The organism is Paenibacillus sp. XY044 (assembly GCF_002257645.1).
Classification (GTDB): domain Bacteria; phylum Bacillota; class Bacilli; order Paenibacillales; family Paenibacillaceae; genus Paenibacillus_AQ.
This window is the reverse complement of the sequence record NZ_NQMO01000006.1, coordinates 398655-421447: the sequence shown is the minus strand read 5'-3', so window position 1 is coordinate 421447 and position 22793 is coordinate 398655. Positions and strand designations below refer to the sequence as shown.

Below are 22793 nucleotides of genomic sequence, written 5' to 3'. Positions count from 1 at the left end.
CAAAAAGGTACCCGTACGCTAAACACTTTTTGAAGTGTCCAGTGTACGGGTACCCGTTTAAGTCCCCCTTTTTTCTATGGCAAGCGGCGTCAAAGTTCACGTCCTGCATTCCGTTTGCCAAGCGTCACGCCGCCTATACTACCCTTTACCTTTTTCTTTATCTCGCTTCGATCTTCTTCTCTATACACCATTTGATCACGTACAAAAAGACGACGCACACCAGTCCTTCAAACACGATGGAGCCCCATGTTTGCCAGGCAGACAGGAGTCCCGGCAGCTCCCGAGCCAAAATGCCGGACTCGGAGCTCCACTCCACATCCACGCTTCCGAATACCGCAGACGAATCTTGGCCGAACAGTAAATTCTCAATCCAAGACAGGACGATGGACAGGACGATAAAAATCAGCAGTCCGACCCAGAACACACCTTTGGTTGCCAGGCTGCGCGCCAAGCCGATCGTCACGTAAAAGGTAAGAAAGCCGTACACAAGCAGAAACAGGTATTCTATCACGATCAGCACGATGGCCCAGACCGGAATCTGGCCGACCCAACTGAATCCGCCCCCTAAGCTGGCCACCAAATAAACGGTGAACGCCGCGCCGATCACGGTCAGCACCAGCGTGTTCAGCAGTCCATACAGCAGAGAAGCCCCCACGTAAGACAAGGCACCTACCGGAACGAGCCGGCGGCTGACCGTGGTGATGTTGTAGTCGAACACACGGAGGCTGGAAATGAAATAAATAACCGCGACTGCGCCGAAGAACAGAACCGAGAGTACGATTTTCACTTCATCCGTGGCTCTGGACAAGAGAAGGACCATCTCGCACAGGAGGAGAATCGCCATCCCGCCGAGGAGCAGCGTCGCGTTGCGCTTCAAATCGTATTTTAACAGCTTGATCATTCGCCAAACACCTCTTTAAACAGATCGTCAATGCCTTTTCCACGGTTGATGCGGATACTCTCCACTTCCTCATGCAGGACGATGACGCCGTCTTGGATAAACATGACCTCGTCAAAAATCCGCTCCATGTCGCGCACCAGATGGGTGCAGATGATCAAGCTGCTGTCCTCGCTGTAGAAGCGGACGATCGCGTCGAGGATTTTGCCCCGGGCCACCGGATCCACGCCGCCGATCGGCTCGTCAAGCAGATACAGGTTGACCTGGCGGGAAAGGGCCAGCGTCAGCTGCAGCCGTTCACCCATGCCCTTGGAGAGGGAGCTGACCCGGTCGTTCTCCTTCAAATTCATGAAGTCCAGCATTTCGCGCGCCTTTTCCAAGTCAAAATCCGCATAGAAATCCTGGTAAAAGGCAATTGCATCTTTCACCCGCATCCAGCTCTCTGTCAGCGGCAGGTCAGGCATATATGAAATCAGGCTCCGCGTCTCCTTACTGACCGGCTTGCCCAGTACGGAAATGCTTCCCGCGGAGGGCGGCGTCAGCCCGGCGGCAATCCGCATCAGCGTACTTTTCCCGCTGCCATTTGAACCGAGCAGACCGACGATCCGTCCCGGCCCGATGCCAAAAGACACGCTGTTCAGCGCCAGCTTCGCCCCGTATTTCTTGGACACGCCGTCAACCTTGAGTAGTGTTTCCATCCGCAGATCCCTCCTTTCCTCCTTGCTTCCGTTCCTCCGAGACCGCCTCGCTTACGATCGAGACGATATCCTGATTTTTGAACCCCAGCTCCTGCATGCCATGAATAAACCGGTGAAGCAAATCGCCCGCCATTTCTTTTTTAATCGCCATAATCTTCGATTCCTCGCTTGTCACATATCTTCCCAGCCCGCGCCGGGTTTCTACGACTTCCTCGCGTTCCAACTCCTGAAACGTGCGCTGGATCGTGTTCGGGTTGATCTGCAGATCGGCCGCCATTTCCCTAACGGAAGGGATTTTATCGCCCGGCTGCAGGATACCCGAAACAATTTGTCTCTTGATATGGTTCATGATTTGCAGATAGATCGGCAAATTGTTGTCGAATTCGATACTCACTTCAGGACAGACTCCTTTCGCCGTCAGCTTATGTTCCTTCGCGCATCAGGCAATATCACGTTTCTTAAACGTAACAAAGCTGGCGACAAGAAACAAGACGAGATATGCCGCCAGAACGGCGATGGAAAAACCAAGGCTCATCCCCTGAATCGGTGCGTGTCCGCCCTGGCTGTACACCGACAGGTCCGCGTTCGGGAACAGCACATATTTATAGAAGCTTTTCGGAATCACGATTCCGCTGAACATCACCGCGGCCATGCCCACGCCCATCGCGGCTCCCGTCGACCGGGTCAGCACTCCCATCATAAAGGCCAGCGTCATGAAAATAATGCTGTATACCAGCGAGCTGCCTCCGGCAACCAGAACATCCCGCCAGCTTGCTTGCCCTGCATCCGTGCCGAAGAAGAACGCGCCCGCCGCGAAGCTCAGCACCGTCAGCCATACGGCCAGCGACAGCGTAAACAGGACGGCCGCCGTGTATTTGGATGCCAGAACAGCGGATCGGCTCTGCCCGCGGATCAGCAGAAACTTGATCGTTCCTTGGCCGTGCTCCCCGGATACGATGCCGGCCGTAAAGATGATCGCCAGCATGGCCGTCATTTGGCCGAAGCCGCTCATACCTGCCATCAGCACCGTATAATCAAGGGCGCTCGCCTCCGTCATCATCTCTCCTCCCCAGCGCTGAAGAATCCAGCCGAGGGCGATCGCGGCCACCGCCACGATGGCATAAGGGATGAAGAAGCTGCGCTTCTTGGCCATCTTGAGCCATTCATTGACCACCAGCAAAGAAAAACTACGCAATTTGGTTTCCTCCCGTCCATTTCAGGAATTCGTCTTCCAGGGACTGCTTGAGCTCTGTTATGAGGTAAATCGGGATTCGGCCGCTGCCCAGCCGCTCCACCACCCCGGGAATGTCCTTGTACTTTAAGGAAAGGACCAGCTCGCTCTGCTCCGGATTCACCGCGAGTACCTCGGCCTGATCCAGCCCTTCGAGCAGCCGCTTCGCCTCTTCCAAGCGGCCGACGCGGAACATGACGCGAATCGTTTCCTGCTGTCCCGATTGTTCCGCTTCCCCGCTGCCTCCGCCAATGGAGCGGACCGTCACCAGTTTGCCGTCTTGAATGACGACGACGCGGCTGCAGAGCTGCTCCATTTCAAGCAGGAGGTGGCTCGATACCAGGATAGAGATGCCTTCTTCGCGGGCGATATTTTTGAGGTAGTCGCGCATCTCCCGGATGCCCGCCGGGTCCAGGCCGTTCGTCGGCTCATCCAGGATCAGGACCGACGGCTCATGCAGCAGCGCCTGGGCAATGCCGAGCCGCTGGCGCATGCCGAGCGAGTAGGCCTTCACCTTCTTCTTCATGGCCTGCTCCAGTCCCACGAGCCGGACAACCTCGTCGATCCGCTCCCGGCTGATCCCAGGATTCATCCGCTGATACTGCTTCAAATTGTCATAGCCGGTCATATACGGGTAGAACTCCGGGTTCTCGATAATCGCCCCGATATGGCGGATCGCCTGCTTCCAGTCGCGGCGGATGCTGCTCCCGCGGACCAACACATCCCCCTCCGTCATCCCGATCAATCCGGCGATCATGCGGATGGTCGTCGTTTTACCCGCACCGTTTGGCCCCAGCAGGCCGACCACCTCGCCTTTATGAACGTCAAAAGAAAGTTGGCTGACGATCCACTTGCTGCCGATCCGTTTCGAAACGCCCTGGAGCGAAAGAACCGGCGCATTGGCATCCGCCTGCATATTTGTTCGAAGGTTCATACTCACAACCCCTTTGTACTAGTGTTATAGTTGAATAGTACACTAGAACATTGTGATTGTAAAGCCCAAGATTATTGTTTCAGGATAAAAAAAATCGGCGGCCACTCTCCGGTTGAATACCGGGAAGCGATCGCCGTGCAATGTAATCCTCTTTTATACTTTTCAATGGTAAGGCCGTTTTTTCATGTGATCAGCTGGTTTTTAATGTAAATCGGCCCGCTAACCGCGGATCTGTCTACTAGTTACTCTCCAAACATGACCGTCAAAGCGCTCTTTGGCGGCATCTCAAGCTGCAATGCCTCTTTTCCGTGCAACTGAACAGCTACACTCTCCAAAGCTTCACTGTCGTTAAACAAAACGGTTGCGATCGAGCCATCCGTATTTTTAAAGGCAACGGAGCGGATTAGATCATTGCTGGTCGAAGCAACACGCCGTGCTTTCGGACGGATCACCTTGCTGAAATGCGCCAGCGCATAGTAGTCCAGCGTATAGGTTAGTTCCTTCGTCTGTTGATTCACGGTCACAATACCGCGACAGGTGCTTGTACCAAAGCCTGGTACGGTAGGACCATTCTCCTCATCCAGCGCCATATTCCACAATACATAAGACTTGCTATGATTGCGGAGAATCTCGATACCTGTTCGCATGACATTCGAGAAGGCTTGCTCAAACGGCGGGATCCACTCCCCGCCTGACCCTTCCGTGAAATGAACCTCTTTATCAGGGAAAGCTTCGAATACGTCCGATTGGACCGACGGCTTACCGCCGTACCAGTGCCAAGCGACACCATCCACCGCATCGTCGGCCTGCTCAAACACCGTCAGCGGGTAGTCGGGTTTATCCCAATTATGATCATAACAGAGGATTTTCGTATCGACATGGTTCTTCACGAATTGCGGCTTCAGGTGATTCTTAATGAAATCACTTTGTGCCTCAGGCAGCATGATCATGCCGGGATAATGACCTGGTGAATACAATGCCTCATTTTGCGGTGTAACCGCATAAATAGGTAGACCCTTTGCTGCATACTCCTGAATATAACGCACGAAATAATTAGCATAAACCGAATAATACTCTTGCTTCAGCTCTCCGCCGATCATCGACCCGCTAGTTTTCATCCAGCCTGGCGGGCTCCAAGGCGAACCCATCAGCTTAATATCCGGATTCAATCGCAGCGCTTCCTGCAGGAGTGGAATAATATCGTCCTCATCGTGTGCAATGGAGAACTGCTTCAGCTCCATATCGGACTGGCCTTCCGGTAGATCATTATAACTGTAGAAGTCACGTGCATAGTCGGATGCACCCATGGGTTGGCGCAGTACCGACAAACCAATCCCTTCCTTCGCATCGAACAATTGTGTCATGAGCTCCGAACGCTGCTCGGCCTCCAGTACTTGATGAATCAGGTAAGCAGCGGAATCCGTGAAGGACGCGCCAAAGCCATCCATCTCCTGATACGTCTGCTCCTCATCGATAACAACCGTATTCAGCAGTGCAGTAGGAGATACAGGCGAAAGCTCCTCCTTGGTTTTCTTAATGAATAATTCCTCTTCACCGTTCGACTGGTAGATTGTAATGTTCAACATGTTGTTCCCTCCAGATTTCTATATATCGTTTCCTATCCGTGGATGCTTATTTCAGCCCAAGCTTTTCTTTGTTCGCTTTCATCTTCTCGTTGCGAACTTCCACGATTTTGTCCCAATTGTTACTATCCAAAAACTTTTTGTATTCATTCAAGAGGTTATCGAACGCAGCATCATCCTTCGAACGAATCATACTGATGAGTGTTGAGTTCCATTTGGTATTGATTGCGGCCAAAGAACGTGCTTCTGGTGTTCCTTGGTCAGGGTTGATATTCTCCAGAATAAAGTGTGGTGTCAGCTTCCCTTTACCCCACTCTTGCATTTGCTTGATTGCATCCGGGAATGCGTCACCACTGAGCGCTTTATGGCGGTCATGGCCAAAGAACATGAATTCGCCCATGCGGTAATCCTTTTTAAAGGAATCCGGGTTATTTAACTGAAGCTCCTTCACAGCAGGCAGGAATTCCACCGTTCCATCCGCGTTCTTTTTATAGGTCTCGCCTTCAATACCATAGTTCATCAGCATTTGTCCTTCTTCGCTTAACAAGTAGGTGAAGAGCTGAATCGATTTAGCGGGATCCACATTATTTTTCGTAATAAAGCTGATCATCCAGCCAGTGATACCGGATTGATTCAGTGTCGGTGCATGCCCGACCGTGCTCTGCGGCCCGTCAATCGCGATGTACTCTTTACCTTTATTATTACTGTAGAAACTTTGCAGGTTACCGCCCTGCTGCGGTGTTCCATCCAGCATGATGGTTGCATATTTGCCGGCTTTGACCTTTTCTTCAAAAGCCGTTCCGTCATCGGCAAAGCTGTCATCGCTGATAGCCCCGGCTCTGTATACAGAATTAAATGTCTTTACCCAAGTCAGATAATCTTCATCGAGGTTACGGTTATAGAATCCGCCATTCTTGTCTTCCAGCGGCACGCCGATGAAATCCTGCAGCGTATCGCCAAGCGATCCTGTTCCTTCACCAATAGAGTTGAAACCTAATGGAATCAGGGCAGGGAACTTCTTCTTGATATCCGCGAGAACGGCCTGAAATTGTTCCGGTGTGCCCATGGCCGGCTTACCTAAGGCTTCGTAAACATCCTTACGGATGATAAATGCCGTTTTCGCAGGAATGTTGCCGCTATCATAGTCTTTTTGCGTATTGGAATAGTTCGGATATCCGTAGGTTTTGCCGTCCTTGAGCTGGAACCAGTTGATTGTGTCTTGGGCAGCGACTTTATTGAAGTAAGGATCATATTTCTCGGCCAGATCATTTAACGGCAGCGCCCATGTAGCCGCTTTTTGTACCACCGGGGAGTTGGAGTCAAACGTTGTGATCAAATCCGGCATTTCCCCGCCGGCAAAAAACGTGTTCAGTTTGGTATCGTCACCCGTGATGAACTTGATATTGATATTCAGATCTTCCTTGATTTTCTTAGTTACAACGTCCTTGCCGAAATCCGTATTCCACCAATCCGCATTTACATACCAAGTCAGGTTGGTTACCTCTTCTTTTTTATCCAGTTTCCAAGCCGGAGTCTCGGCATCCGGTGTATAACGGTCTTCTATCGAAATCCAATTCTCCTTCTTTGAGCCGGACTTGCCGCCCGATCCGCTACAGCCACTCACAACCAATACAACACTCATCAATACAGTAAACAGTGTGAGTCCTTTCTTTCCAAAAGCTTTGTTCGTAAACATCCTATACCCTCCCTTTTAATTAAAGCGCTTTCCTTATAGAGCCTTGTCTTTACAGGCAGCTTCTTTTCCACTCCCTTAGAGCGCGTGTTCAAAAAGGTCGGTTTTCAGCACCGAGAAGGTTGAATGATGCTAGGGCCTGAGGAGCGGAGCGTACGTTTTAGGTACGTGAGCACCGGAAGGCCCGGCTGAATTCAAGATTCGATGCTGAGTTGCCCCCTGATTCACTTGTGTTAGATATAGAATTTATTCGTTATCAGCAGAGCTGATGAAATTCTATATCGCAAGAAAACCTACCTTTTAATCGCGGTCACTCATCCTTGATTGGCCTCGATTGGTTTTCTTATCAAAAGCGGACTTTTTGAACAACCCCTTAGAGCAGCTTCTCTATTCTTTGACTGCCCCAAGCATCATTCCAGAGATAAAATATCTTTGCAATATTGGATACATCACAACAATCGGCAGCGTTGTTACGACAATTGTTGCTAGTTGGACCCCTTTCGTGGTGGTTTGAATCGCTACCGAACCGATATTTTGCATCGATTGCGTCTGAGACTGCACAATAATTTCATACAGCATCATCTGTAAGGGATATAGCGATTGATCCGTGATATACAATTTGGTGGTCATAAAATCATTCCATTGCCCTACCCCGTTAAATAAGGCGATTGTGGCCATGGCCGGCATGGAAAGAGGGATGAATATGCTCAGAAAAACTCTCCAGTCGCCACCGCCATCGATCTTCGCCGACTCTTCCAGCGAATCCGGCACATTGCGGAAGAAATTCATCAGAATGATGACATCATAGAAACTTAAGAGAGCTGGAATAATATAAACCCAGAAGCTGTTTAGCAGGCCCAAGCTTTTAATCAATAAGTAGGTCGGAATCATACCGCCCGAGAAAAACATGGTGATGACACCCATCGCAACATAGAACTTGCGGCCGCGGACGTATTTTTTGCTCAAGCCATAACCAACCATGGCACAGAAGAATACATGGGTGATAACCCCGATCACGGTTTTGGCAACCGAGATGAAAAAGGCCTGCCATATGCCTGTATCTCTGAACACAGCCTGATAATTCTCAAGCGATAATTCCGTAGGCCAGAAGATAAACCCGCCCTCGGCAAGGGCCCTGCCCGAACTGAAGGATGAAACGATAACGTTCCATAACGGAATGACAATAATAATCGTAAATACAACCAATAGGATGATGTTGATCGTATCAAAGATCTTGCTATCGAGATCCCCTTTTGCTGCTTTCAAATTCACCGTAATGCCTCCCCCTGCATGACCTATAGAACGGATTGATTATCGTTTAATTTGCTGGTCACCTTATTGGCCGTAACGAGCAGAATGACAGATATGATGGATACACCCAAACCAACGGCGGTGGCATACGAGAAATCCCCTTGCGTCATACCCATCCGGTACACGTACGAGTTAATGACTTCTGCCTTTTCCCGGTTCTGTGAATTCATGAGCACCAAGGTTTGATCCAAATTCGACCCCAATAAACCGCTTACAGTAAGGATCAGATTTAAGCTGATAATCATCTTCATGTTAGGCAGTGTGATGTTCCAGATTTGTCTGAGGCGACTTGCGCCATCGATTTTTGCGGCTTCATAGTAGGTAGGATCAATCTTGGACATGACTGCCAAGTACAGAATCGTCCCCCATCCCGCTTCCTTCCAGATATCCGATAAGGTCGCAATCCACCAATACTTGCTCGGGTCGAGCAAAATGTTTTGCGGCTGCGAGATCAACCCTAAACCAAGCAGAATTTCGTTAAGTAAACCGGAGGTTGAGAACCAGGTTATGAGCATTCCGCCCAGCACGATCCATGACAAGAAGTGAGGCAGATACGAAATGGTCTGTACGAACTTTTTGAATCTTCCCATGCCTACCTCGTAAATCATAATGGCCAGAATGATCGGAATGACAAAGCCCACCGCCAATTTCAAAAAGCTGATGCCCAGCGTGTTGACTACGGAATCCCAAAAATACTTATCCGATAAAATAATTTTGAAATTGTCCAGGCCAACCCACGGAGCGGAATCCAGCGTATCAATGACGGTGTAATTTTTAAAAGCAATGGTTAAACCATAAATCGGTATGTAGCAAAAGATAAACATAAAGATAATACCAGGAAGAATCATCGATTGAAGCTCCCATTGTCGCTTAAAATCAATGAAAAACTCCTTGATTCTCTGCCCCCTCGGCTTCTTTCCGGTTGGATGAACCGGGCCTGTGCCGGTTGACTGAACTACAGCTGTTTTCCCCACCTGGTAAGCCTCCTTTGATCACAAAATGACTGACATAAATAAAAACGTTTTTATTTTAGACGAAAAAAACCCTCTTATTTTGAATGATTTTCAAAAAAACGGATCGGAATGATCGGCCCTTTCACTTAAACCGGTTCATTCCGATTGATCTTTACGTGACTGGTGCCGCGAACGACAAGTTCCCCCGGCAATTTCTGAGTCTTGCCTTGCTCTTTCTTCTGAATCATGCGAACCAGGTGATCCACGGCCAGAATGCCTTGTCTGGCAATCTGATTGCGTACGGTCGATAGGGGCGGTGTAAAATACTGCGCGATATCAATATCATCGAAGCCCACGACGCTTATATCTTGTGGAACCTCGTATCCCTGGGACTTCAGGGCCCGAATACAACCGATGGCACTAACGTCATTACCGGCAAGAAAAGCATCGGGCACTTTGCCGGGGTGTAAGTGAAGAAATGATTTCACAGCGTTATAGGAACCTTCTTCCTCAAAATAACCTTGCAGGATATAGTCTCCATCGATGGGAAACTGGCACTCGCGCAGTGCAGCCAGATATCCTTCTCTCCGCTGAACGCTGTCAAACATCGTATCCACGCCGGAAATATAGGCGATCTTCTTATGCCCCAGGCTGATCAGGTATTTGGTAGCTTCATAACCGGCTACATAGGAGTCGAAAATGATGCTGCCCATCGTCTCGTTCTGAACCTCGCGGTCCAGGAACACGGCATTAATCTTGTCCTTTTCCATGGCAGCGATGTCTTTGTCGTCGATCTTCAGCTCTTCGAATATGATGACGCCATCCACCCGACCGCCCATAATATTGCTCATGATAACCTGTTTATCCTTCGTAATAAATACATTCAATCCATAACCCAGACGATCACATTCATGTGACATCGACTCAACCAGTGTGTAGAAGTAAGGCCCTGATACACTTGTTGTAAAGAAGCCCAGCATCTTGGTCTTCCCCGACTTCAGCAGCTTCCCGTTCAGGTTCGGTACATAATTTAATTGCTCTGCCACCTTCAGCACATGTGATTTGGTCTCCGGGCTCAATACATCCACGTCATTCAATGCATTCGAAACCGTAGAAATCGAGACTCCGGCTTCTCTAGCCACATCCTTGATCGTTACCTTACCCATATAACCATTCTTCCTTTACTATAAAAACGTTTTTATGTACATAAAATACCATACAAGCGTTTTCAACGCAATCCTTTTTTTAGAAGGAGGGAATCCAAACCAATAGACCGCCCACATGACGTGAACGGTCTACTGAGCCTGACTTCCATACCAACGATTAAGTCCTAATGTTTAGGGTATAGTCATTATCGACAAATCCCAGTTTCTCCAGCTCCGCCATGCGCTCCAGCAGCTTTACGCCGCTCAGCTGGGTGCTTAGGGATACCGGTTCTTCCGGCGCCTGCCTCCAGTCCGTTCCGAACAGGCATGCGGCGCTTCGCCCGGCGTCCCACAGAACGTCCGCGTTTCCGGCGACGATCGGGACGGCAAGCCGGGCAGCCTCCTCCGAGGCTAGGCCCAGCTCCGCCAGGTAACGGACCAGGATGCCTTTGAACAGGCCGCCGTCCCCGCTTCCTTCGTCCGGGAACACGCCGTCATCCGCGGCAAGTTCCGCCTTGGCCGCCTTGGCCGTGCGCAGAACCTCTTCGAGGAAGACCGCCTTCCCGGTCACCCGCCACAGCTCCACGCCCGCGCCGATAAAGACACCCTGGCAGTAGGCGAACTTCCAGTCCTTATCAATGCTTCCGTCCCCGGTCCGGTTCATGCCGTCCCAGACGAAGCCGGTTGCGGGATCGACCAGCGAACGCTTCTGCCAATCGTAAATGTTGCAGGCCCAGTCCAAATCCTCATCACTGCCAAAACATCGGTAAAGCCTTGCCGCGAGAATGGCGGCGGGCGCATTGGCCGGGGTATTTTTGTAAGCCAGCTGGGATTTGTGCCAAGCGATGCCGCCTCCCATATGGTCATTCCAGCCGGTCTTGATGTCCTCCCACAGAATTTGGACGGTTTCCTTGTACTTCTCCTCGCCGGTTGCTTCATACGCCCGCAGCCAGGCGAGTGCCATCCATTCCATATCGTCGTACAGCTCATTCGGGTACACGCCGCCGTTCCGGCGCCGGATGCCGTCATGAAGCTCAGCGAGCATCTCCCCGTACACTGCTTCGCCGGTACGGAGCAGTCCGTCCACCAGCACGTCGGCGGCATGCGCCATCCACCAGTAGTGGAAAATCGTGTTGCAGTCGCCGTTCGGGCACGGCGTTTCAATATTAAACATCGAGATATCCGGGTTCCAATAATGCCGGCGCAGCGCTTCCTGCGCCGCATCCGCGCGTTCTGACCACAGCATGGTGCCATTCCTCTCCTTTCAACCACACACAATTGGAGTGCTGTTCACTACGCTTACTCAACCAGCCCGGAGCGCTCCACGCCTTGAATGAAATACCGCTGCAGAAAGAGATAGACCACAAGCATCGGAACCAGCGCAAGGAATGTAGCAGCCATGACGACAGGCAAGCTGAACACTTCAAAGCTGCTGCCTGTCAATGTATCCAGAGATTGATAGAGCCGCGGAAGCATCATCGGCAAGGTGAACTTCTCCTCCGACGTCAGGAAGATTGACGGCTCGAAGAAGTCATTCCAATGCCATACCAAGGAAAGAAGGGTCGTTACAACGATCGCGGGCGGTGTAAGCGGGAGAATAATTTTCCAGTATACGCGGAAGCTTCCGCATCCATCCACCCTGGCCGCATCCTCCAGCTCCCACGGAAGACCGCGGAACAGCTGGCGGAAGATAAAGATGAACAAGGCTCCCCTTAGCCCATTGGCGAAGAAGGATGGCACGATCAGCGGCATCATGCTGTCCAGCCACCCGATCGTCTTGTACTGCATATACAAAGGTACGATGATCGTTTGCGGCGGAATAATCATCGTGAACATGCATAGCACGAACAGGACTTCCCGTCCGGGAAACTTGATTCGTGAGAATCCATAGGCGACGAAAGAGCAGGATAACACCTGCCCGATTACGCTCACCACGGAAATCAGGGCCGAGTTATTGAAATGCGTCCAAAATTGCAGCCCCTTCATGCCGTAGTAGAAGTTTTCCCATGCCAGACTGGTCGGGATCCACTTGATCGCGAAGTCGATCAGATCCACTGGATGCTTGAGCGAGGTCGTGATCATATAAATAAACGGATAGAGAAAGACAAAGGCCAAATCAATCAGAATCACATAAACGAAGATGCGGTAAATGAGTGCAAACCAGCGGCTTTTGCTGCTTATTCGGCTTATTACGCTGTTATTTCTTAACGCTTTCGCTCGGTTAGCGATACCTTCGGGCTGCACAGCCACACGCTGCTTGGACTTCGAAATCGGAATTGATTTCATGCTGCACTACCTCCTTGCCCCTCATTCTCATTTTTCACCTGTGTATACGACTAAGCGTCTGGTCGAAACAAATACGATAATGAGCAGCAGGAAGATAAACAAGAAGTAGATCCAACCCATACCGGACGCGTAGCCCATTTCGATCTTCGTAAAGGCCGTATCTTTGATATAGACCATCATCCTGTTATTGATATCCGTGAAAGAATCCACGCATGTATAGACCAGATTAAGCAGGATGATTGGTGAGATCAGCGGCAGCGTGATTTTCCAGAACATCTCCCATTCGGTTGCACCGTCGCATCTTGCCGACTCATAGAGCGACAGAGAAATCCCCTGAAGTCCGGCTAGAAAGAGTAGGATTTGCACACCCGTCTTCCAGAAGATCACGGTAAGCCTGCTTAACATATCGAAGACGATCTGCGAGAATGTCGGGCCCATATACAGGAATACTTCTTCCGGAACACCGATTCCGTTCACCAGCGTGTCTTTGCCGACCCCTGCATAGAGCAGCTGCTGCATCGCAAGGCCGGAGCCGATCAGGACGGGCAGGAAGAACGCCGCGCGGAAGAAAGCGCGCCCGCGGATCTTATGATTCAGCAGGATCGCGATAAACAAAGAGAAGACCAAGATAAGCGGCGTATTGATAACAGCATCCTGTACCACCGAAATGAACAAAGGAATAAACTGCGTATCCAGCACGAACGCTTTGTTGAAATTTCCCCAGCCGACTGACTCCAGGTCGAAATTGCCGACGCCGACCACTTCATGAAAGGCCAGCCAAAGGGAGTAAATCAAGGGATATAACATGAACAATGCGAAACCGATCGCCCATGGAGCGATATAAACATAGCCTGCCAGCATCTTTTTTCTTTCCAGACTCCATTTTTTCCCTATCACACTTATCCCCCCTTCGGCACCACGATGAAGTTTTTGCCCGGAACGGGATGATGATCGACCGTCACCTCATCCGGCGTATAATTAACAATGACGCGAGTCCCGTCCTCATACACGACCTCATAGACATCCTCCTGCAGCTTGCGGTGCTCCTTCATTGTCTGCGACCATACCGGCTTCAGCTTGTCGTTCATCTCATTGTAGTAGTTGACCGCTTGATCGACCCAGTTGTTGTAGGCCGAGCTGAACAAATCGCTGTAGATGGTATCCTTCAGATCCTCAGAGTGGTTCATCGTTAATTGGTAGTACGGCATATAGCCGTATTCCACCATCTTGAGGTACTGCAGCTGCGGATCGTAGAACAAATTTTGCGGATCGCCCGAGTAAGGAATAATGCCATGCAGCGCCATTTGGTAGAACGGGATCGTTTCGTCGGTAAAGAAGAAGCCGCTGTCCTCCATCGGTATGCCAAACAGACGGGAGGATTGCTTCAGGCTGTATCCATTGCCTCCAACAGAGGCCGCACCGCCGAATTGCAAAACCGATTTCTCCATCATCTCCGTCCACTGCTTGGCTGTTCCCCCGCGCTTCAGCGGGTAATCGTCGTTATAGTCGTAGTAGAGCTGACTGCCGATGCCGTCGAAGTTCATGCCTGTAATATCCAGCTTGCGCAGCGGATTCAGCACTTTCTTCTGGAAATGCGCATTCTGCTTGCCTGCATTCAAGTAGAAGAGCTCGCTGTAACGGTCGGTCGCGACAAAATGATTGGCTCCGACAACGACGTCTTTGCGCGACGAGAACCCGTCGTTGCCCTTCCATGCCTCAACATAGTTGTCCTGAAGGAAAAGCTGGTAGTTCTTTCCCTTCGCATACGCGCTCAGCTTCGCCAGTCCGCTTATGCCCCCAAGCTTACGGGAAGGCTTATATCCCGACGGATAACTCATGTAGCCTTCGCCCGTCCATCCGAGCAGGTTCGCCGAGATCGACTGCACGCCGCGTTTGCTGAGATCTTCCATCATGTCCTGCGCCTCTGAGAACGTCGTGTTTTGAATGAAATGATCGATCAAAATCTGGTCTTTCTTAATGCCCATGAGCAGGTCAAGCCCGAAAGGAACGGCCTCCCCTTTTTTCACCTTCGGAACCACGCCCTGCTCGTCGACCAAATACTCCCTGTAGGCGGTAGCCATATGGCTGTAGTCGGCTTCATTGCCGCTGAAGAAAACGTAGCGGATGGTATGATCCTCCCGGATCAGATCCTTTTCGGGCTTCTTCGTCAAATTACCGTCTTTCTTAACCGCTTCATACTCGCGCCTGTAGACAAGCTCGGAAGATACGCGGTTCAAATTGATTAGATAGCCACTCGGCGAATAGAGTATATTTGCGTCGTATTCCCCCTGGGTGATGATCCCCATAAAAGAGTTATCGCCCACTTTTAGGCCAAACATCGGCAGCATCGCGTTCTGTTCCCGTCCGAAAAAATTGAAGTTAATCGTATCCGCACCGTAAACGCTCGCACGATAAGGATTCAAATAGTTCGGATGGTTCTTCTTAAAGTAAGACAGCGCACCCGGTCCGTCGGGATAGACCGCATAGCCCTGATCGTGATCCGATGCTGCCCCGAAGAAGGGAAGCGGGGCAACCGACATGAGCCAGTTGTCTTCCCCTTCCTGGATCGATTGGCCGGGTACGGTGACTTCGAGGGTGTTCCCCTTCAATTGGAAGCTCATATCGAAACTGATTTTCAGCCTAGGCAGCTCGTAACGGACCGATATCCCGTTTTCCAGAGAAGTCGTCGTCATCTTCGGCTGCTCGAGAACAAAGTTCGTTTCCTGCGTTTCCAGCGCGGGCAGATGAGGATCCGTGTAGGTCAGATGGAAAATCGATTGACTGCTGGCTGTCCACAGCTCATTCCCGTCCGTTTCGACATCCTGGAGCGGAACTGCCGATTCCCACCGGTAACCGTTGCTCTTGTCGATCACCGTGATGGCGGAATCGGATGAGCGGAACAGCAGCTCCAGCCGGTCGTTTTCAGCGATCTTCTCATAACTGGTTGGCTTCTGCGGCTGTCCGCCCTCCTCTGCAGCCGGCATTTGCTCACTCTCAACGACTTGGTTCTTATTCGGCCTCATTTCCTCCTTCGCCCGTTCAACGGCCCTTTGTAAGGAGGGTAACGCCAGAAGTACGAGCGCAGCAATGATTACGCTGACGGTTAAATAGTAGATCCATCGTTTGGCGAGTCTCGTTTTCATGGTACCCCCCTCAGTTTTCCAGTAAGTATCTGACTTCTACGGCCAACTCGCGTACAAATTGAAGAACGTGGTTCGTCAAGGCGAAGACAAGCCCTACCGTCCCCCAGAAAATAATAAAGGCAAAGACGGATAAGAGAAGGACGCCGACCGCCTTCTTAAAGGTATAATCATTCAGCACCTTCAGTTGAATAAAGATGAGCAGGGCGACCCACAGCCAAATGATCATGTTGATGCTGTTGTATAGCCCCAGTTCTCCTCTTGACATGACCAAGGAGACCGCAGCCAGCGGGATCGTAAATACGATGTATGGGATCAGGGCATAGGACATCGCGGTCAGCACTTGGCTGAAGTATGCCTCGCCGTCCATAATCGCCGTAATTAAATAACAGGCAATAACTCCCGATATCAACGGCACGACGAAGCGGATGATTTCCAAATTCAAATTGGCATCCTTCGGCTGAAGTGAGGTAATATGAAAGCTGGTCATATAGATCGCGATAATTCTGACGCTGATGGTCAGCAGGATCAATACGAATGCCGAAATCAGATGCTTGTTTTTCTGCAACTCCTCAAAACCGTCCACGGGATGGAACAGTATTGCTATTCCCAGCCGCAGTGACCGGAGACCCGACTGTTTAATATCCGCCGCTCTGATCAATAGCCATACCTCCTTATGACGGTATTCGTGACGCGGATCATGAATTTGACGATAAAGTAGATGGCGACCACGATGAGAATGACGGCAATGATGATCCAGCCCAGATATTCGCGCATCAAACCATGCCGGTACTCGGCGAAGGCGAGTGAATACCCTTCCTGGTCATTGCCCAGCTTGAATTCCCTCATCGCTTCCTTCCATCTCTCTTCCTTCATCAGCGCTTTCGCCACGCCCCGGTGGGCGAGCGGATAGTTCTCGTCGATCTTCAGCACTTCCTTCCAGGGCACCATCGCTTCCTGGTAACGCCCGTTGAAGTGCAGCTGGCTCGCTTGGTGGACCAATTCGGCAAAGCGTGTCGGCTGAAAAATTTGAATGTTATTCCGGTCCCGATCCAGCACGTAGATTTTGCCTGCCTTATCGACGACGATACTCGTCGGATATTCGAAGCGCCCCTTCTCATCACCTTGCCCGCCGAATACGGCAAGCAGATTGCCTTCCTGATCGTATTGATAGATCTTCCGCGACATCGCGTCGAGCGCATTCACAACGCCGTACTGATCGACGGCCATATCGATGAAATAAGGATTTTCCAGGGCTCCGCTTTCGATCGAGGATTCGCCGAAAAACGCCTTCTTGTAGATGTTTTCACCCATCGCATTGAACTTCTTGATCTGATCCGCTTCGATCAGAACCGTCGGCGTATAGATAAACCCTTTGCCGTCGATCGTGATATTCGAATTTTGTGGAGGAACAGCATTGTTCAACTGCTCCCGCTGTTCCGGCGTTGCCAATAACCGGATGAGAAGCTTCTTCCAGTCGAACGGAACGCGGTTGGCGCCGATGTAGCCGCGGAACTGGTTCATCGCGTCGATCATCATGAAGCCGCTGTAATCATTTTTATTGAGCGCATATAGATAACCGCGCCGATCCATGATGACTTTATCCGGGGAAAAATCCAAATCTTCATTCAATAAGGATGACTCCGGTTTGACGAATTCTTCGATCAATGCCCCTTCCGGAGATAGATGGATGATCCTGCCGCTGCCCGTGTCCGCTACGAACATATGACCGAGGTTATCGACATAGATACCGCTAGGACTGCTGAGCTCGACGCCTTGTTCCTTCCCAAAGATGCCCAGCACTTTCCCCTGGCCGTCCAGTTTCACAATCCGGTTATTATCCGTGTCGGCTACGTATAAGAGCCCCTTCTCGTCGATAAACAAGTCGTTCGGTTTATTCAAACCAGGCTGGCCAACATCCATAATGATCGTTTCTACCGTATAGGTCAGTGGGATCGGCGTTCGATTGCCATACATCGGATCGAGCGTGTAGGACATTTTTGGGAGCGCATGGACAGGCAAGCTGCAGATCAGAAACAGCAGACTGCCGAGTAAACCCGCTGTTATTCGTTTGTACACCATATCCGCCCCCTATGATTTGATCCCGGAATGAACCATTGTATTCATGATCAGCTTCTGGAACAGCAGGAAGATAAGAATCGGAGGAAGCGTCATTAAGAACGTGCCGGCAGCCAATGCACCCGTCCGCGCCACAACGCCCGGTCCCCCGGCCAGCGTCTGGATCGCCAGCGGCAGCGTCTTCATCGATTCGCTCGTTGTAAACACGAGCGCCGAAAAAAAGTCGTTCCAATTCCCGATGAAAGAGAAAATAATCAACGTTGCCCAGGCCGGCTTGCTCACCGCCATAATCACCCTCCAGAAGATCTTCCAATCCGATGCGCCGTCGATATGCGCAGCCTCAATCAGGGCATCGGGAATTTGGTCGAAGAACTGTTTCATCAGGAAGATATTGAAGGCCACGGCGATCTTCGGCAGAATCAACGCCCAATACGTATTGACCAAGCCTAAGCTCGATACGATCATATAAGTCGGGATCTGGGTCACCTGCGGCGAGAACATCAGAGCGGACAGGATGACGGAGAAGATGAAGCCGGCCCCCGGCGGCTTGAATTTGGATAACACATAGGCCCCCAGGCAGCACACGACTAAACTGGAGAGCACGACTGCAACGGAGACGAACAAGCTGTTGAAGATGTACCGCGAGAAAGGGACGATGGAGCTGTCCGTCGCGGTAAGCAGATCAAAGAAGCTGCGCAAGGTCGGCTTTTGCACGAAAAATCTCGGCGGGTAAAGGAACAGCTCGTCGAGCGGTTTGAAAGCCGTGGAAATCATATATATGATCGGCAAGGACGTAAATCCGACCAATGCGATCATAAACGCGTATAACAAACCCCTGTTGAAGCGGGCGATAAATTTCGTAAAGCTCATCGTCACGTCCTTTAACCCCCTTATTGATCTTTGGACGATAGTAACCGCATCACGATGCGTCCTAAGCCAAACGTTACTAAAAACAGGAAGACGGCGATTGCCGATGCATATCCCAGCTCGAACCGGATGAAGGCATAATCAAACAGGTGCGCAATAATCGTATGGCCCGCATAGTTCGGGCTCGGCATACCGGAAATGGCCACGGCAATGTCGAACACCCCGAAAGCGCCTACGATGGCGTTGACCGCGCCAAACAGCAGCTGCGGCTTCATCAGCGGCAGCGTAATGAACCATAATTCCTGGAACCGGTTGGAAATCCCGTCAATGGCGCCCGCTTCATACAGCTCGAGCGATACATTCTGCAGCCCCGCCAGAAATACCAGGAACCCCGTACCCATACTCATCCATAAGGAGACGATGATGATGACCGGCATGATGGTATTCGGATCCGTATTCCAGAGAATCGGTTCGCTGATCATGCCCCAGTTCAGCAGCGCATTATTCAATAATCCGTAGCGGTCTCCGGAGAATATGTACAGCCAGACGATCGATAAAGCGATTCCGCTCGTAATCGACGGAACGTAGAACGCCAACGAGAAAATCATCTTGGCCTTCAACGTATTGATCACCCACGCGAGTATAAAGGATAAGCAATAGCTTAGCGGCCCGGCGATCACAGCGAAGATAAACGTATTCTTAAGCGATGTCAGAAAGATGTCGTCTTCCAGAAACAAGACGCTGTAATTGGATAAGCCTACCCACCTCGCCGGTTGAAGCATGTTGTAATAGGTGAAGCTGAGATAGACAGACTGCACGACGGGAATGACGGTAAACACGATGAAGAGAATAAGGAACGGGCTGAGAAACAAATAACCGAGCGCAGCCCTCTTTCTCGCGTGAGTCAATTTGAATCGACGTACCTTCTGGGGTGCCAACTGGAGCGGCCCTTTAACCTCCACGCTGCTTTGCATACTGCTCCTCCTTCCGCCGCCTCTAGTCTTTCGGAGTGAACCCGAATTCCTTCTGTTTGGCGTCAAGCTCTTTGTTAATATCCTTGATGCCTTTCTCCAGCGACTCCCTAGTATTCATGCCGCCAAGAACGACGCGGTTCCAGGCATTATCGATGTTCCGTCCCGTGAAGTAGCCGCCGAGCACATACGGCTGCTCTTTGTAGTACTTCCACTGGTCCTTCAATGCCTTGAGGTCGTCCTCCGGCCATGGCAGCTGCGATAGGGCGTCTACATTCGCCGTATTCCAGCGGGCTTCCACGCCGAGCAGCGCCTCCAGCTCTTGGCCGAACTGCAGCTGGACCTCTGTACTCGTCCACCATTTCAGAAACTCCCAAGATTCCTGCTGATGTTCCGATTGCTTGAAGATCGCAACGGATTGTACCGCTCCACCAGTTGTGCGGTCAATCGAACCATCCGTCCTTTGATGGCCCGGAGACGGAGCGACTCCCCATCGTCCGATCAGCTCTGGCGCTGCGGTAGAGAGCTGCACATAGGTGAGATAATCCGCGATCCCGATCGGCATTTCCCCTGTACGGAACCTGTTGAAGAAGTTGGCCATGACCGGAAATTTGTAATTGGTATACAGCTCCGTCCATTCCGTGAAGGCTTGGAAGGCTTCAGGTGAATCCAGCGCCGACTTTGTTCCGTTCTCCTTGTAGTAGTCGCCGCCATTCTGGTAGAGGAACGGCATGAAGCCAAGCTGCGTGATCGGATAGTACATCTGCATCCCGTTCTGCTGCAGAATCGGAAGCAAAGCGTAGACCTCATCCCATGTCTTCGGGATGCTAACGCCCAGCTCGTTCAAGATATCTTTCCGGAAGACTAATAAGTTGAAATCCTGCGTTTCCGGCAGGGCATAGTTCCCCCCATTGTATTTGAAGGGAATGAGCGATCCCGCAAGGAATCGTTTACTGACTTCTTCATAGTCGGGGAACTGCGTTAAATCAACGGAAGCGTCCCGAATCGCGAATTCGACGGGCAGATGCGCATCGACGCCAGTCGCGACATCCGGCGCTCTGCCGGAGCTTGCCGCGAGCAGCAGCGTATTGACGGAGCCCGAGTTCAATTGGCCGGCCGGGAGCGTATTGATGTTGATGCGTATGCCGGTTTTAGGCGTGAAGTCTTCCTCCGCCATTTCCTTCATAATTTCCGCCCACTCTTTACCCCGGGATACCCAAACCTCGATAACCGGACCTTCTCCCTCCCCCGTCTCGTTGTCGTAAACGCTACCTACACCCGTATAATCCTTCGTAAAGGAAGCCATAAAGTTTTTGAACGTGCTGACGGATTTTTGCAGAACACTGGACTTTACTTTCGGGTATTTCGTATCCGGGGCACTGATCTGGATGTAGTCCAGAACAAGCGGCACATTCTGCAAGTCCATCAGCAGCGTGCTTAGGTTCGTTTGGCTGTTGCTAAGCTCCGATAATTGCCTTGGAATCGAATCGGGACTACGGATCATTTTCTCGAACGTATGGTTCATCATCCGCAGACTATTCACCGTGCTCGGTTCTATGTCCGACAGAGCCTTGAGCGCATCCATCTGGATGAGCAAATCGTCCGCAATGACCTTCAAGTCCTCGATAAGCTTCGGCACCTTCTTGTTCAGCTCGTATTCGAAGTTCGGATCCGGCGTCGGTCCCGTGATCATAATAATGCGTCTGTACAGATCGGAGAGCTTCTGGGTATCCGCCGTTAAGGCTTCCATGATCGGTTGATACGGCCCGACCTGGGCGGTCATCGTCAGCGTATGGTCGCCTTTTGTTAAGTACAAGAGCAGAGGGTCGGCATCTCCTGTTTGTTCATTGTTCTTATGCAGCGTTTCGATCCGCCAGTTGCGCGAGTAGGTAAAAGGATACAGCTCCAATTCCTTGAACGGAACTTTCCCATCTATAAGAATTTGACGATAGGACGGCAGCCCATCGCCCCACCATTGTCCAAATTTCAGGCCAATCTTATACAACCCATCCTGCGGAACCGAGAATGCCCATGATGCCTTCTGACCGCCTTTCCTCCAGCGCCAGTCGCCAAATGCGTTCAGCCGGATTCGCCCATCGCCTGCCGGCTCCATTAACGGATCGCCATTCGATTCTCTGCGGATCGTTGGATCGGATTTCATCGGATTATTCTCCGCCTGCACTTTCACATCGATCTGCTGGGCGGGCCCATAGCCTTGTGCGGTGTAGTCTTTTTCCACTTCGGCATAGCTTGGTAATGGCTCCGGTGCCGTGATCCGGATCTCGTCGATGGCCATCGGTTCGAGCAAATAATTCATCCGGATGATATGTTTGCCTGCAGTCAAATGAAATTGGAAGGGCTCCGGATATAGACCATTCCCGTCCGAAACAGGAAGGTTCATCCACTGCGGCTTCTCGATTTGCTTGGGTCTGACGTCGTCTCCCTGGTTGTTTTGGGCCGGATCGCCCCGGTCGACCCAGTTGCGGTAGAAATAGATGCGCTGCGCCTCGCGAAACGGGCTTTCTCCGTCAATAAGCAGCTCCCGCTGAATCGGCATTCTTTTTCCCGGCATCGGATAATAACTTAGGGCCAGATTGTAAAGGCCGTCCTGCGGAATATCGACCGACCATTCGATCCATGTTGTCGTGCTGTCCCACACAAGAGCGGAAAGACCATCTACTGTTTCCAAGACCGGCTTCGTGCCTCCGAACGCCGAATGCTGATCGGCTTTCATCACGATGTCCGGATGATCGGCAGGTTGTTGGCCCTCTTTCTTGTATCCGGCCAGCGTTGTCGCATAAGTCGGCTCCAATATACTGTTAATGGCTAATTGGTCATTCGTCAGCTGAACGCCTTGGTTCTGATTCCGGTCCCGTAAACGTTCGTTGGCATAAGAATGAAAGCCCTCACCGAATGTCAGCGAAAAGACAAGAAAAGTGATCGATATAAGCATGACTCTCTTCCACTTTAGTGCATCATTCCAACGCCATTTCAAGCACCGTCA

The 22793-nt window shown here is 51.1% G+C and carries 19 protein-coding genes; all 19 read right to left on the bottom strand.

What is annotated here, in order from left to right:
• Positions 1 to 157: 157 nt before the first annotated feature.
• The gene (locus CJP46_RS24245; protein WP_094598183.1) at positions 158 to 901 is read right to left on the bottom strand and encodes a hypothetical protein; all 744 of its coding nucleotides are present in this window, start codon (positions 899 to 901) and stop codon (positions 158 to 160) included.
• Positions 898 to 1596 (bottom strand): ABC transporter ATP-binding protein, encoded by a 699-nt coding sequence (locus tag CJP46_RS24240; RefSeq protein WP_094598182.1) that lies wholly within the window; start codon positions 1594 to 1596, stop codon positions 898 to 900. The genes CJP46_RS24245 and CJP46_RS24240 overlap by 4 nt, the downstream gene beginning before the upstream one ends.
• A complete protein-coding gene (locus CJP46_RS24235; protein WP_094598181.1) occupies positions 1574 to 1990 on the bottom strand; it encodes a GntR family transcriptional regulator in 417 nt (138 codons plus the stop codon). The genes CJP46_RS24240 and CJP46_RS24235 overlap by 23 nt, the downstream gene beginning before the upstream one ends.
• A 45-nt stretch (positions 1991 to 2035) precedes the next feature.
• Positions 2036 to 2791, bottom strand: a complete 756-nt coding sequence (locus tag CJP46_RS24230) for an ABC transporter permease (RefSeq protein WP_094598180.1) — start codon at positions 2789 to 2791, stop codon at positions 2036 to 2038.
• A complete protein-coding gene (locus tag CJP46_RS24225) occupies positions 2784 to 3761 on the bottom strand; it encodes an ABC transporter ATP-binding protein (RefSeq protein ID WP_094598179.1) in 978 nt (325 codons plus the stop codon). The genes CJP46_RS24230 and CJP46_RS24225 overlap by 8 nt, the downstream gene beginning before the upstream one ends.
• 242 nt (positions 3762 to 4003) lie before the next feature.
• Positions 4004 to 5347, bottom strand: a complete 1344-nt coding sequence (locus tag CJP46_RS24220) for a glycoside hydrolase family 30 protein (RefSeq protein WP_094598178.1) — start codon at positions 5345 to 5347, stop codon at positions 4004 to 4006.
• A 46-nt stretch (positions 5348 to 5393) separates the two neighbouring features.
• Positions 5394 to 7040 carry a type 2 periplasmic-binding domain-containing protein gene (locus tag CJP46_RS24215; RefSeq protein WP_094598177.1) on the bottom strand — a complete coding sequence of 549 codons (1647 nt, stop codon included), beginning with the start codon at positions 7038 to 7040 and terminating at the stop codon, positions 5394 to 5396.
• 384 nt (positions 7041 to 7424) lie between these two features.
• On the bottom strand, positions 7425 to 8309 hold the full coding sequence (locus CJP46_RS24210) for a carbohydrate ABC transporter permease (protein ID WP_094598176.1): 885 nt from the start codon (positions 8307 to 8309) through the stop codon (positions 7425 to 7427).
• Between the two features lie 23 nt (positions 8310 to 8332).
• Entirely contained in the window at positions 8333 to 9322 is a 990-nt protein-coding gene (locus tag CJP46_RS24205) for an ABC transporter permease (protein ID WP_179281304.1), read from the bottom strand.
• Positions 9323 to 9447: 125 nt separating this feature from the next.
• Entirely contained in the window at positions 9448 to 10467 is a 1020-nt protein-coding gene (locus tag CJP46_RS24200; protein ID WP_094598175.1) for a LacI family DNA-binding transcriptional regulator, read from the bottom strand.
• Between the two features lie 157 nt (positions 10468 to 10624).
• Positions 10625 to 11692 carry a glycoside hydrolase family 76 protein gene (locus CJP46_RS24195; RefSeq protein ID WP_094598174.1) on the bottom strand — a complete coding sequence of 356 codons (1068 nt, stop codon included), beginning with the start codon at positions 11690 to 11692 and terminating at the stop codon, positions 10625 to 10627.
• A gap of 53 nt (positions 11693 to 11745) precedes the next feature.
• Positions 11746 to 12732, bottom strand: a complete 987-nt coding sequence (locus CJP46_RS24190) for a carbohydrate ABC transporter permease (RefSeq protein WP_094598173.1) — start codon at positions 12730 to 12732, stop codon at positions 11746 to 11748.
• Positions 12733 to 12759: 27 nt separating this feature from the next.
• Positions 12760 to 13629: a carbohydrate ABC transporter permease gene (locus CJP46_RS24185; RefSeq protein ID WP_094598172.1), complete on the bottom strand. Its 870-nt coding sequence runs from the start codon at positions 13627 to 13629 to the stop codon at positions 12760 to 12762.
• A gap of 2 nt (positions 13630 to 13631) precedes the next feature.
• The gene (locus tag CJP46_RS24180; RefSeq protein WP_094598171.1) at positions 13632 to 15875 is read right to left on the bottom strand and encodes a DUF5696 domain-containing protein; all 2244 of its coding nucleotides are present in this window, start codon (positions 15873 to 15875) and stop codon (positions 13632 to 13634) included.
• A 10-nt stretch (positions 15876 to 15885) separates the two neighbouring features.
• Entirely contained in the window at positions 15886 to 16533 is a 648-nt protein-coding gene (locus tag CJP46_RS24175; protein WP_179281303.1) for a Yip1 family protein, read from the bottom strand.
• On the bottom strand, positions 16530 to 17954 hold the full coding sequence (locus CJP46_RS24170) for an NHL repeat-containing protein (protein ID WP_094598169.1): 1425 nt from the start codon (positions 17952 to 17954) through the stop codon (positions 16530 to 16532). The genes CJP46_RS24175 and CJP46_RS24170 overlap by 4 nt, the downstream gene beginning before the upstream one ends.
• 9 nt (positions 17955 to 17963) lie before the next feature.
• The gene (locus CJP46_RS24165) at positions 17964 to 18821 is read right to left on the bottom strand and encodes a carbohydrate ABC transporter permease (protein ID WP_094598267.1); all 858 of its coding nucleotides are present in this window, start codon (positions 18819 to 18821) and stop codon (positions 17964 to 17966) included.
• Between the two features lie 20 nt (positions 18822 to 18841).
• Positions 18842 to 19792 (bottom strand): carbohydrate ABC transporter permease, encoded by a 951-nt coding sequence (locus CJP46_RS24160; protein WP_094598168.1) that lies wholly within the window; start codon positions 19790 to 19792, stop codon positions 18842 to 18844.
• A 22-nt stretch (positions 19793 to 19814) separates the two neighbouring features.
• The gene (locus tag CJP46_RS24155; RefSeq protein WP_179281302.1) at positions 19815 to 22784 is read right to left on the bottom strand and encodes an extracellular solute-binding protein; all 2970 of its coding nucleotides are present in this window, start codon (positions 22782 to 22784) and stop codon (positions 19815 to 19817) included.
• Positions 22785 to 22793: the final 9 nt, after the last annotated feature.